Consider the following 13,094-nt stretch of genomic DNA (forward strand, 5'->3'; position numbering starts at 1 on the left):
TTTTAGCATAAAATAAAAACCAATAAAACACTAGAAATCCGATTAGGAAACTGCCGTCAGCCTCAAAGCACGCAGTAGACCCAGCCCTATTCACGGGCTGGGTTTACTATTCTAGCCTTGGCCTTCCGTATAAATTTGAAAGGTGACACCGAATTTGTCAGTTACATCGCCGAATCCTGGGCTAAAAGGTTCTGCTCCAAAAGGCATATTCACTTGACCGCCTTGCCGTAAGGCTTCAAAAAACCGTTTTGATTGTTCCACGTCGGTAGTTGTAATGCAAATGGTTACCTGCTTACCCTTAGGAATAGTCGAACCGCCTGGAGCATCCGAAAACATGAGCTCCGCTTCACCAACTCGTAACTTTGCGTGTGCCACAAGATTTTTCAAATCATCCGTGAACGTATTCGGCATTCCCGGCATTTCTCCGTAAGTAATGATGGAGAGGACTTCGGCGCCTATCGCTTGTTCATAAAACTGAATGGCTTCCCTGGCGTTCCCCTCCATATTCAAATAAGGGGTAAGTTTTACTGTCATCATGGATCAGCTCCTTTATTGCAATCATAGCTTATAATCAATGCTTTGATTTCTTATAGATTGCTATTTTCCATGAATCGGCCGGGTGATGCGATAGGTTCAGTCCATCCATCCTTTCTCCTTCGAGAGAGTAATGGCCTCAATCCGATTGCTCACCTCGAGCTTGTCCAATATGCCGGATATATAATTGCGCACCGTTCCCGTAGTGAGGAACAGCTCTTCGGCCGTCTCCTTCGTCGTCTTTCCGGCGGCCAGCCGCTGCAATATTTCTTTCTCCCGGTCCGTCAAAGGGTTTTCCTCTCCGTACAGATCGACGATCAGCTCGGAAGCGTATATCCGTTTCCCGGTCATGACGCTTCTGACGGAGCTCGCCAGCTCCTCGATCGGACTGTCCTTCAGCATGTAGGCGCTTACGCCCGCTTTCACGGCGCGTTCGAAATAACCGGCACGGGCAAAGGTCGTCAAAATAATAACCTTGCAGCCTTTTCCTTGCAGCTCTTCCGCCACGTCCAGTCCGGTCTTGCCCGGCATCTCGATATCGAGTATGCAAACGTCCGGCTTCAGGCGATGGATCAGCTCGATCGCTTCGACCCCGTTACTCGCTCTGCCGACTACTTCCAGATCGTCCTCCAAATCAAGCAGCGCTCCCAGAGCGCCGAGAAGCAATCGCTGATCCTCCGCAATGACGATTCGAATCATACGTCCTTCTCCCTTTCCAGTTGTTTAATGACGTTCGGAACCGTTAACACGACCCGCGTCCCTTTATCGGAGACGATCTCCAGACTTCCGTTTACAAAGTCCATCCGTTCGCGCATGCCCGTAATGCCGTTCCCTTCCTTGCGGCCGTCCGGAATGCCTTCACCGTTATCCCGTATCGTAATGATCGTATCCGTGGCGGTTTGTTCGATGCTCAAGGCGCATTCATCGGCGCTGCTGTGATTGACGACATTGTTGACCGCTTCCTTGATGCACATGCTGAGCACATTTTGCACGTAAGGAGTTACATTCGGCAAGGCGGAATCGCCCGAACAAGTAAACCGGATATGAGCCGCGTTTAAAAATTGCTTGACGCGCACGAGCTCCTCCTCCACCTTCGTTCCCCGCATGTTCGATACGAGCTCGCGTACTTCCTTCAGCGCGGTTCGGGCGGTGTGGTGAATGTCGATCATTTCGTCCTTTGCTTGCTCCGGCCGTTTCTCGATCAATTTGGAAGCCAATTCGCTCTTCAAACCGATCAAGGACAGCTTCTGGCCTAAAGTGTCGTGGAGATCGCGCGAGATTCGCTCCCGCTCCTCCTGCTTGATCAAATCCGCGATCCGTTTATTGGCATCCGCCAGCTGGTCTTGCAGCTGGCCTCGTTTTTGCTGCGAATATTGATTGAACGGAATCAGCACGACCCCGATCAGACATAGGATCACGAACGGAAATTGGATCATAAAGAAAACCGCTTTTGTATGAAAGCCGTAATTGATCGAAAGGAACGTTAGCGCCGCATGCATGGAATATAAGATCCCGAACGGTAACTTGCCCTTTATATTCCCGATGTAGAAGGCGACCGGAAGGGCCAAATAGACATAACCGTACACGAGTGTAATGACGACGGACGTTGCGATCTGCACGATCGTGAATAGGACGCGCATACGGTCTTTCGCGCGATATGAACCCAGGTTGATCGCAAAAAAAAGCAGGAGCAAGATAACGCCTATCGTGATCTGTTCCGAAGTCGGCGCCGATACGACGAAATAAAACGGGACAAGGAAGGACACGACCAAAACGTACGGCATCAGTCCCGAAGAAAGCTGAAAAATGTAATGCCATCTCTTTTCCATACATACCCCATCAAGTGCCGAATAATCCGTGATAGGACTAATCATATCATGCGGATCGATCAATGTTAAAATAAAGGATGGCCATACCCGGGGGATCGGACCATCCTTAATACGGTATCGGCTATATCGCTTTGACGCTTTATTGCTCCATTTGCGTCAACAGTCGTTTGCTCTCGCCGGTATCCGTCTTGAATGCTTCGTATATTTTTAGCGTCAACGGATAATCGAAGCTTTGCGTAGTACCGGCAAAGCGGATTTTATTCGTCCCCGATACGAGACGCCCCGTTCCGGTCAGCGGGTTTGTGCTGCTTGCGACAAGACGCCCGGAGCTGTCGTGCAATTCGAACAGCAGAACGGGGAACATTTGATCGACTCTTACGCCGGGTTCGCGTTCGATCGTCAAATCATAGTTGCCCAAGTAGGAATACTCCAACGTTTGCGGATTGAATATAAAGTTGGTGCCGGTGCTTCTGACGCTAATCCGGAACGGATAGACGGAGAACGAGTCCTGCGTCTCGTAAGGTACGGCATCTAAGCGATAAGCCGCGATCGTAGACTTGTAAGGCGCTGTCGTAACGGCGTCCTCGATTGTCAAAACCAATCCTTGACCTGTCTCGGTCCCCGGCAACTTAAACGAATAATGGACTGTAACGCTCTCCTTGGGCAGGAGCGGCGTTCCTCCCGCGGATTGTCTATTGCCGTCGTAGTTGTAACCGTCGGTGCTAAGCAGTCCGGTCTGGAATACCGGAATCGGGATCGGGCTGTCTCCGTTGTTGGTCAGCAGGAACGTGGCCGTAACCGTTTTGGTGCCTTCCTCTGTATTATCGTTGATCGGAAGTCCGACCAGCGCCAGCTGGAGATCGGGATGGATCCATTTATTTTTCGCATCCAACTCGATTTTGTCACCGAACGTATAGGCGGGATACGAGCCGGAACCGGGCGATGCGGACATTTCGATATGCAGGCGGCCAACCTTGTAGCTGACCGGAGCACTTCCCGCCGCGCCTATGAACGTCTCCGTGGTCAGCACGTTCAAGCCGGACAAAATCGTGTCCGTATCCGTCGGAATCGCGTAATGAATATATTTTTCCTCTTTCGCCTCAAGCGCGATCGGTTCTTGCTCTACTCGGCTTCCGGTAAATACTTTGCTTTCGCTTCTGCCGTCAACCGAAAAATCCGGGACGAGCTCGCGATGGTCCCCTGTATTGGATGTGAGCAGCTGCAAAACGTACACCGTGCCTTTATCCGTCATTTCTTTCCGGACGCTGACCGGCTTGTAGTTGATCGGAGATTGCAAGGAAGGAAACGAGAACGACGATTCCCATGCTTGCGACGCCGACGGATCGACCGCCGCGACGCCTTCGCTTCCGTTCCATGGCCGGGTGACGATCGGAATGGACAAGAGCAGCGTTTCTTTTTTCGGATAAACGTAATAATCGACTTCCTTCAACAGCACCTCGGTTATTTCCGCGCCGTCCGTTCGGTCGATGGTGGCCAAATAACTCAGCTCGGCGCTTGTTTTCGGCTGGACCGCTTTGGCGTTCGCGGCGCTTGGCTGCAGGGTGTATTCGGCCCCGTCCTGCGTGCGAACGAGCAGCTCGTAATCTGCTAGACGCTTTACGGTATCGCCGGTATTGTTCGCCCGCAGGACGATCCCGATCCGGTTTCCTCCCGTCAGCCGTTCGTTTAGGGCGCTTTTCAGTTCAACCTGAAGCTGCTCGGTCAAGGCGTATACCGCCGCAGGTTGAGCGGGCGCGGCTGCGGGGCCGGCTTCCGCCGCGGCGATAACCGTCATTCCGGGCAAACTGAGCATGGCGGATAGCAGGGAAGCTGCGACCGTTATCCGAAACGTTTTTTTCAAAGGAACTCGCCTCCATCGTTGTTTATGGGTTCGCTTGCTGTACGGTTTCTTTGTCCTTCAACAAATTTTGGCCTGAAACGATGACCTGCTCGCCTTCTTTCACGCCGGAGATCGCTTCTTGGTACGTCTCTTTCAGCCTTCCCAGCTCCACCTTTCGTTTCTCCGCGACGTTTCCGTTCAGGACGTATATGAACGTTTCGCCGCCCTCGCGGATTACGCTCGTTGTCGGAACCGTGATGACGACTTGATCGGCTTCCTCGTTCAGCATAATTTGCACTTTCATCCCCGGCTTCAGCTTGCGCTCGGGATTTTGCACTTCCAGCTCCAGCGAATACGACTTCGTCTGGGCGCTCATCACATCGGCCAAATAGGCAACCGATCCTTTCAGCTTCTCGGTCGAGCCCGGGATGACGATATGGAGCTCCTGCTTGCCGCGAATCAGCTTGGCGGCATCTTCCGTCAACTCCGCTTTCACCTTGACCGGATCGATCCTTTGAATATCTCCCGCCGAGAAGCCTGCCGGAACCGTCATCCCCGCTTCAACGTTAAAGTCGGTCAACACCCCGCCGACGGGAGCACGCACTTCCAGATTTTCAAGCGTCCGGTCGATCTCCTGAATCGACAGCCGCGCCGTCTGCAGCCCTTGCTCAAGCTGGGAGAGGGAGTTGGTCGACTCCATCGTCTTCAATTTGCCGCGGTTGCTTTCCAGATCCAGGCGCAGACCGTTTAGCTGCGTTTCCAGCTGCTCCAGTTGAATTTTGGACACCAGCCCTTGGTCGTAATCGTTCCTCATCTTGTTGTAGTTTTTTTCGGCATCCTGAACGGCCTGTTCGAGCTTGGAGATGCCATTCCTAAGATCCCGCTTGCCGTCGGCCAAATCCTGGACCGCCTTGTTCAGCTGCTGCTGCGTACCGTTTATCGACACGAGCGCCTTCTCTTTTTGCAGCAGTTCGTCCTTCGGGTCGATGCGGAACAACAGCTCGCCTTTCTCGACCGTGTCTCCGCGTTTTTTCAACACCTCCAGCACTTCCCCGCCTACCTTGGTCGCGACTGTCATGCGGGTAGACGATGCGACATCCGCGACATGCTCCACTGGATCCGCTATCGTTCGTCTGTCGATTTTTGCGGTTTTTACCGTTTTGATCTGCGATTGCTCCGCGGCCGCAGCCGGCTTCGGCTCGGGCGTTGCGCTGCAGCCTGCGAGCAGAGCGGCTCCGAGCAGGAGCGCTCCGGCGGCGGTCATACCGTTTTTGGATACCATTCGGAATGGTTGTTTCATACGGACAGTTCTCCTTTTTACGTCAATGACTCACAGGGCTCGAGTGGCCGCCCGAAACGTTCGGCTTCGTTTTCCGTTTGCGCGACAAACGGCTCTTCATGTTGGCGATCAATTCGTACATCACCGGTACGACGACGAGCGTCAGGATGGTCGAGGTTGTCAGTCCCCCGATTACGACGACCGATAGTCCTTTCGAGATCAGAGCGCCTTCGGAGAAGCCCAGAGCCATCGGCATCATGGCCACGATCGTAGCTCCGGCTGTCATCATAATCGGGCGAAACCGGCTCATTCCGGCTTCCATAAGCGCTTCCCGCGTATCCATACCGGCTTCTTCGTTCTGCTGCACGCGGTCGATCAGGACGATGGCATTGGTGACGACGACTCCAATCAGCATGAGGAAGCCGATCAACGACGTAACGTTTATCGTTTGAGCGGTCAAGAACAGACCGAGGAATCCGCCGATCGCCGCGAGAGGCAGTGAGAACAAAATGACGAACGGCGCGCTTGCGTTGCCAAAGGCGAGCACCATGACGAGATAGACGATGCATACGGCCGCCGCCATCGCGAGCAGCATTTGCTCGATACTTGATTGAATATCGTCATTGACGCCTTGCGTTTCAGTGCGAACGCCGCTTGGCAGCTCGACCTCCTTCAGGGCAAGACTCACTTTATTGCTGACTCCGCCTTTGTTTCTGCTGTCGATCGCGGCGGTGATCTTGACGTACTGCTCTTGATTTTCCCGCGTGATCGAAGTCGGGGCGGCGGTTTGCCGTACTTGGGCGACGTCGGTCAAATTCACGATCATATTCGTCGGGGTGCGGATTTGAAATTGTCCCAGCTTAAGCAGCGAATCTTTATAATGATCGTCAAGCATAATCGTTACGTTGAAAACCGTATTATCGAACCTGTACTCTCCGAGCTTTACTTCGGACAACCAGCTCGATACGCTCTCCAATACTTGAGCCGCCGTCAAGCCGTACAAGCGGGCTTTGTTCTGGTCGACTCTCACGTCCACCTCGGTCTTTTTCTCGCTGAGACTGTCTTTGATATCGGTCAGCTCGGGGAACTGTTCCATTTTTTGCTTGATCAAGGCAGCCCCCGCTTCCAGCTGTAGCAGGTCGTCGCCCTTGAGCAAATAGGCGAAATCTTCGCCGGTTCCCATGCCGGCGGTTGCCGCCAAATTTCCGGTTACCTCGGAGCCGTTCGGCATAAGCCGGGCTATTTTCGCTTCTACGTCTTTCACGAGCGCAACGGGGTCCGAATCTTCCGACGAAGATGTCAAAATGATGCTTTTATACGGAACGCGATCGTCGCCATTGTCATAACCGACCATCGATTCGATATACGTGAAGGCCGGATTTCCTTTCGGATCTTTCTGTTCGGCAAGCAGCGCCTCGATCTCCTTCACTTTGGCATCCATCGTTTCCATGGAAGTTTCACGCTGCATGCTGATGTTGAACTGCATTTCTTTGCCGCTCATGCTTTCCGGAATAAATTCGCTGCCGAGAAACGGTACGGTTCCCCCCACGGTGACGACGAGCAGCAGCACCGACGTCAGCACGGTTTTCTTCGGATTGTCGAGCGCCCAGCCGATGATTCGCTTGTACGTTTGCATGAATTTGCCGTCGGTCGACTCGTGATGCCGGATGTTGCCGCTATTCAGAACGAGCAGCTTGGCCAGCATCGGAATAACGGTTAAAGCTACGAGCAAGGAGGCCAGCAGTGACACGACAAGCGTAATGGCGAACGGTCGGAAGATGTCTCCCAAAATGCCGCCTACCATTGCGATCGGCGCGAACACGCCTACCGTCGTAATCGTCGACGATGTAATGGCCGATGCAACTCTCGACGTCGCCAGCCTGATGACGGATTCGTTGCGTTCCTGACTTTTTTGCAGCTCGCTGTAAATGTTCTCGATGACGACTATACTATCGTCCACCACGCGACCGATTGCTATTGTCAAGCCTCCGAGCGTCATAATGTTAAGCGTGATGTCGAGACCGGACATGACCAGCAGCGTAAGCAGTACCGATAGTGGAATGGAGACCAATACGATCAATGTCATGCGTATGTTACGCAGGAACAGCAGGATCATCGCAGCGGCTAGAAATGCGCCGATGGCGCCTTCCTTCAGCATCCCGTTGATCGATTTTTTGACCTCGACCGCTTGATTCATAATGGTCGTAAACGTAATATTGGGGTATTCCGTTTTCCACTGTTCGACCCAATCGTCGATTTGGGCGGCGAACTGGACGGTATTGGCGTCCTTCGTTTTGAACAGCGATACCGCGATAGCCGGCTCGCCGTTCAGCCTGGCGAAAAACGTCGATTCGGAAATCGCTTCGACTTTGGCGATCTGATTCAGCAGCACCGTATTTCCCGCGGCCGTCGTTATTTTCATATTTTCCAGGCTGTAAAGGCTGTCCAGATCGCTTCTGATGCGGACCATTTGGTTGTTCCCGGCGAATGTGACGCTTCCCGCGGGGCTCGATAGGATCGATGCCTGGATGCTTTGAGAGACTTGGTTCGGTGTCAAGCCGTAGTTCGAGATGGCGTTCAGATCGAGCTTCAGCTTCAAGAGCGCTTCCTGGTTGCCGATCGCATCGACATGGTCGAGACCGCCTATCGTACCGAGCGCGGGCTCGAAAATATCGTTGAAAATCCGGTCCAGCTCTTCCTGACTCATCCCGTTTTTCCCGCTGATCGCCAAGTTGTATACCGGAATGGAGCCGAAGCCGAACGTAAGCACCTGCGGCTTGTCCGCTTTTTGCGGAAGCTTGACGTTCGCGAGCAAGCTTTCGATATCCTGCTTCGCGTCCTCCGGCTTGCGTCCGTTCTCCAATTCGATTTGGATCATCGAGAAATTGTCCGAGGAGGTCGAATGGATTTTTTTGACCCCGTCCGCTCCCGCGATCGCTTTCTCGATCGGTTTGCTTACATCCTCCATCACGTCCCGGGGAGGGGCCGTATAAACCGTGGTCACAAACACCATCGGCAGCGAGATGTCGGGCATCGTCTCTTGTTTCAGAGAAACCGCGGAAATCCCGCCGGCGCCGAACAAAATCGCGCAGATGATCAAAACCGCCGCCACGTTTTTCATCGAAAAGCTCGTTAACTTATTCATCATCTCTCTAATCCTCCGTTACGATGGCTGGCAAACCTGCATGCGTGTCGAGCTTTCGGGCGCTTCCGGATCGGCATACGGTATCGATCGTTTTGTCATCACTCCTCGCGGCTTTCGTTGCGCCTTGGTGCGAATAGCGCTGCAGCGTCTGCTCCTGTAGTTCCTTTGTCTAATCCTTATTGTATGAATCGGGGAAGACGCATTTAAGTAGCAAACGTAAGGAGTTGCATATGACAAATATCATAATTGTCGGCTAAACCCGAAGAGGGATGAAGACCGGGGATGCTGCGGCGGAATCGACGTAACGGATTCGATAATAGGAGATTATTAATGATTAATGTCATTAATGATTAATTGCATTAATTTGTTTCCAAGCATCTGCAATCCTATTTGAATTTTTTTGGGAATAGCAATCCATGAGAAATCTGTTCACATGTCTCATGCTAAAATTTAGTTCGTGAACAACGAAAAATGCAACAGCGGAAGCAGTAACCAAGTCGTGGAAATGAAGAAAAATAATTTGGGAATTATCGTCGTGGGACTGATGGTTGAAAGGATGATAAACAAAATGGGAAAACTTGTTGTGCATATGTTCATGACCTTGGATGGAGTTGTTCAAGCTCCCGGGGCGCCCGATGAAGATCGTGAAGGTGGTTTCGGCTATGGCGGGTGGCAGGAACCGTTTCGAGATAAGGAGTCCAGACAACTGATCGCGGCTGATTATGCGAGCCTCGACGCTCTGTTGTTCGGTCGTAAGACGTACGAAATCTTCGCGCCGTACTGGCCGCAGGCACCAGACACAAACCCGTTCACCAAACTGATGAACGAGAAACCGAAATATGTCGCATCCCGGACATTGACCAGCGTCGATTGGAAAAATACAAAGCTGCTCGACGCGGATGTGACCACAAGTGTGCCTTTGTTGAAGGAGCGGTACGCAGAGGTGCACGTCGTCGGCAGCAGCGATCTGGTCCAGACATTGCTGCGTCACGAGCTAATTGACCGAATGAACATCTGGCAGTTTCCGGTATTGCTCGGAAAGGGAAAACGATTCTTCGGCGATGGAACGATACCGACGGCCCTGCAATTGCTTGAATCCAGAACGTTCTCCAAAGGCACGGTTCTATTGCGCTACGAGCTTGCGGGAAAACCGTCTTTCGGCAACATGGCGTGAGATGTTGACGGACTGAAGACTGATTACCAGTTACTGACTTGAACTGCATAGGTCATGACAAAAAGACCCCGCTGTTCACGGGGCCTTTATTTACTTCGCAAATGCTAGGATACAAGGATAGTCCCTAGATAAGACATTTAACGTAGTAAACTATTTTAACGTGTCATTACGAAGGCTCTAAAAACATCTCATTTGACGTATTGATAAATCCACTCTCTAAACGCCTTCCTTCTAGAAGGTGAAGTCGAAATCGACATCCTCCAGCAATGAGGCCGTCTTGAACTCCATGCTCATGCTCCGTCCTTTCGCCAATTCGTACAAACGGCCCAACTCCGCGACGAGTCCGTCAAGCGGCGCATTTTCGATCGCCTGCTCGAATAAAAATTTATACTCCTGAAACTGGTCGTCGTCGTCCAGCCGCGCTTTGACGCCTTTGTTCGCTTTGTTGTACAAATCTTCCGGCGTTTTGCCCTTCAATGGCTCCAAAGCGGCCAGAATCGGTTCGAGCTCATCAAGCCGCCTCATCAGCAGTTCAATGGCATCGGGGTCGCCGAAATCGGCCTGCGGCTCCACGAATTCGGCTCTGAGCACCCGGTTCGCTTCCCTATGTTTGAACAATTGCGTTACGGCCCATTCGAACCGGTTGAACAACCCCGTACGCCGCAAGTCATACCGCTCGTGCAAGACTTGCTTATTCACGTTGTCGACCGACCCGGCATGATACTTTCTTTTGCCGATGCCGTGATCGTCGCGCACCTCATTTTCCACCGAATTAATGTTGAGGTATTCTTCGGCGTTATGCCACAGCATCTGGTCGGCCTTGCCTCCCACCCCGAACTGATCGACGCCGACGAAGGAATCCGGCACCATCCCTTTCATGAAGCGGGAAGCGTGACCTAATTCATGGCCGACCGTGACAAATTCCGGAGTGACGATTTCCTGATTTCCTTGGCCGACCAATTTTTTCATCCCATCGTCGTTTATACGTACAAGGCTGCCTGTCGATTGGCCGGTCTTATATACTTTGCCGTTGAATTTGAAAAAAGGCTGCCCGCGGTTCTCATGCAAAAACCGATTGACTGCGGAGGCATCCCCCACATCCCCAACGTAATCGGGAACTGTGGACTTATCCACTCCCAACAGTTCCTCATCTTTAGCGGGCTTGAAATTGTAACGTTTATCTTTCGATTCGAGACCGCTCCGCGGGATCGCCTCATTAGAAGTCGTTTCGGCGATGCCGGTGCCGGTCAGCTCCTCGGCAAAATTGGAAGACAAGATGACCTGTTTTTTATCGCTGTCCTGCGCGGCATTCAGCTCGGCAATCAGCTTACGTCCATTCGGCCCCTGCAGCAGCTTGGCGATCGCGGCTAACATTCGGTCGCGAAAGCCCTCCGTTTTCTCCAAAATTTTAAGATTGCCCGTTCCCGCTACGATTTCCCTCCAAATCGTATGGACGATTTCGATGTCATCGCCCCCCATGCCGGCCGTATCGATCGGAACAAGCGCTTCCTGACGCGCGATTTCCTTAACCAGCTCGCGGTGCTCATCCTCGCTTTCCTTCAACAACGACACCAGCAAGTCGCCGTTCGGAACATCGCTGATCTTCCTTTCGACGAACGTATTCATCCAATTGTGGATATGCGTATCCAATTGCTTCAGGACACGCAGCCGATTTTGTCCATTTGCGTCGTTATCGCTGTTGAGCGACCGATATTGCTCCAGTTGATCGGCAATCTGCCCGAGCAGCTCGTTTTGCCCTTCCCGAGAAGTACGTTGAGAGAGGAATGTATCTTTATCCCTCATCATTTGAATCGTCGTTGCAGGGGGATGGGAACGGGTCAGCCACTGACCGACCGCGCGATTTCCCACCGTCCGCTGCATTTGCAGCACACGCGTCCACATCGTATCCGGGACAGCCCGTTTCGTTTCCGTGCCACGGATTGGGCGAGACATAGCCCGCTTGCCTTGTCCCGCCGTCCGATTGCGCATCCGTTCCATAAGTTCCCCTCTTTCATTGAAAAGGTTCGAATGTGTTAGTTGCCGCCTATTCCTCCTGCTCCTCCCGCTCCTCTTGCCGATATATCCAGCTGTCCCATTTAGTCTAGCATCGTTCCCAAGTATTTACAATCAGGATAGCGATTGCTTCCGAAAATCCCGGACTCCGGTTGCGCGTTCGCATCCGTTCGGTTATAATAGGAACAAACGTTCGCAAACTCAAAACGGAGGTGTTCCTATGATTACGCCAACTCAATCCGCCGATGATATGGTATTAATACGCAATCTCGTCATATTGCCCGTTGTCTTATCCGCATTCGAGTCCGACCGAACCTTTTTCGCTTCCAATAGCGCAATGACTCCATACGTCCGGCTCGCCGATCTCACGATAAGCCGGATTCACGCAGATATCGAACGGTTAACGGAGGGTCTGAAAAGGCGCGGCATCGAAGTATACGCGGAAAAGCGTAATCGTAACGGCATTAACCGGACCTTCAGACATAACGGTAAGCGAAACGTATATTCGTTGTATTGGGGGGCTTTTGACGCAGAGATTGCGCTCCTTACGGATTATTATCTCGGATTGAATATAGATGCTGCGCGGGTGGTCGATCGGGAGGTTGGTCACGTTGGTTAAGAACGCGAAGAAACTCGAAGTTAAGCATTACGAGGCTGCCAATCATCTCGGCAGCCATCAGCTCGGCATATGTGTCGGACTTCACCTTATACTGCCCTTCTGAAGACAAAACGGTCGCTTATTCAGTTCTCCTATTTTCATCCGGCAAGAAACTGCGGAGATACATTTCCTGCTGTTTGAGCATATAGTCCGAAGCTTTTCTCATCAACTCGGCAAAAAGCAGGCTTTCTTCCTCCCCTAGATGGTTGACGAGACCAACGAACATAGTAAGGCGTGCCTCATTTACGCGTTGTATATACGTTTTACCTTTATCCGTAAGCCGGATTCGGACAATTCGCCGATCGGCAGGATCGGCATGGCGCACGACGAGCTCTTGTGCTTCCAGACTGTTGATATGCTGCGTTACCGTAGGCGAAGTCACATTCAGCTTTCCGCTTATTTCCGAAACCATCAATCCCGGGCCGTCATCCCCGACATTCATGCTGATGTAATAGAGCACCATAATCTCGCCCGGCTTCTGGTTATAGACCGAGCGATTCTGCAACATATTTCCTCCGACCTGCGATTGGAAGTACGATTCCATTAACTGCTTCGCTACTTCCTTCTGCTCCTCCGACAATCCAATCACTCCTCGAATAATAGCCATTGGGAACTACTCCGT

Annotated in this window: 10 protein-coding genes; 2 read left to right on the forward strand and 8 right to left on the reverse strand. The window is 52.2% G+C overall.

Features of this window, described 5'->3' with window-relative positions; translation table 11 throughout:
• Positions 1-111: 111 nt before the first annotated feature.
• The 6 genes from FE783_RS16945 to FE783_RS16970 all read right to left on the reverse strand — a co-directional run bounded on the left by FE783_RS16945 (position 112) and on the right by FE783_RS16970 (position 8,627).
• Complete coding sequence (locus FE783_RS16945; protein WP_138880625.1) at positions 112-534, reverse strand: VOC family protein; 423 nt, start codon at positions 532-534, stop codon at positions 112-114.
• A 99-nt stretch (positions 535-633) separates the two neighbouring features.
• Positions 634-1,233 carry a response regulator transcription factor gene (locus FE783_RS16950; RefSeq protein WP_138880564.1) on the reverse strand — a complete coding sequence of 200 codons (600 nt, stop codon included), beginning with the start codon at positions 1,231-1,233 and terminating at the stop codon, positions 634-636.
• Positions 1,230-2,363, reverse strand: a complete 1,134-nt coding sequence (locus FE783_RS16955; RefSeq protein WP_138880565.1) for a sensor histidine kinase — start codon at positions 2,361-2,363, stop codon at positions 1,230-1,232. The genes FE783_RS16950 and FE783_RS16955 overlap by 4 nt, the downstream gene beginning before the upstream one ends.
• Before the next feature lie 139 nt (positions 2,364-2,502).
• Positions 2,503-4,224: a hypothetical protein gene (locus FE783_RS16960; RefSeq protein WP_138880566.1), complete on the reverse strand. Its 1,722-nt coding sequence runs from the start codon at positions 4,222-4,224 to the stop codon at positions 2,503-2,505.
• Between the two features lie 22 nt (positions 4,225-4,246).
• Positions 4,247-5,503, reverse strand: a complete 1,257-nt coding sequence (locus FE783_RS16965; protein ID WP_138880567.1) for an efflux RND transporter periplasmic adaptor subunit — start codon at positions 5,501-5,503, stop codon at positions 4,247-4,249.
• 22 nt (positions 5,504-5,525) lie between these two features.
• The gene (locus FE783_RS16970) at positions 5,526-8,627 is read right to left on the reverse strand and encodes an efflux RND transporter permease subunit (protein ID WP_138880626.1); all 3,102 of its coding nucleotides are present in this window, start codon (positions 8,625-8,627) and stop codon (positions 5,526-5,528) included.
• A 505-nt stretch (positions 8,628-9,132) separates the two neighbouring features.
• Here FE783_RS16970 and FE783_RS16975 point away from each other — a divergent pair.
• Positions 9,133-9,801 carry a dihydrofolate reductase family protein gene (locus FE783_RS16975; RefSeq protein ID WP_238403117.1) on the forward strand — a complete coding sequence of 223 codons (669 nt, stop codon included), beginning with the start codon at positions 9,133-9,135 and terminating at the stop codon, positions 9,799-9,801.
• 231 nt (positions 9,802-10,032) lie between these two features.
• Here FE783_RS16975 and FE783_RS16980 read toward each other — a convergent pair whose 3' ends face one another.
• Positions 10,033-11,799 carry a M91 family zinc metallopeptidase gene (locus FE783_RS16980; RefSeq protein WP_138880568.1) on the reverse strand — a complete coding sequence of 589 codons (1,767 nt, stop codon included), beginning with the start codon at positions 11,797-11,799 and terminating at the stop codon, positions 10,033-10,035.
• Positions 11,800-12,034: 235 nt separating this feature from the next.
• On the opposite strand from FE783_RS16980, the gene FE783_RS16985 reads away from it, so the two are divergent.
• The gene (locus tag FE783_RS16985) at positions 12,035-12,433 is read left to right on the forward strand and encodes a YhjD family protein (protein ID WP_138880569.1); all 399 of its coding nucleotides are present in this window, start codon (positions 12,035-12,037) and stop codon (positions 12,431-12,433) included.
• 118 nt (positions 12,434-12,551) lie between these two features.
• Here FE783_RS16985 and FE783_RS16990 read toward each other — a convergent pair whose 3' ends face one another.
• A complete protein-coding gene (locus tag FE783_RS16990) occupies positions 12,552-13,079 on the reverse strand; it encodes a MarR family winged helix-turn-helix transcriptional regulator (RefSeq protein ID WP_238403113.1) in 528 nt (175 codons plus the stop codon).
• Between the last annotated feature and the right edge of the window lie 15 nt (positions 13,080-13,094).

Origin of the sequence: Paenibacillus mesophilus (assembly GCF_005938385.1) — a bacterium.
Lineage (GTDB): Bacteria > Bacillota > Bacilli > Paenibacillales > NBRC-103111 > Paenibacillus_AB > Paenibacillus_AB mesophilus.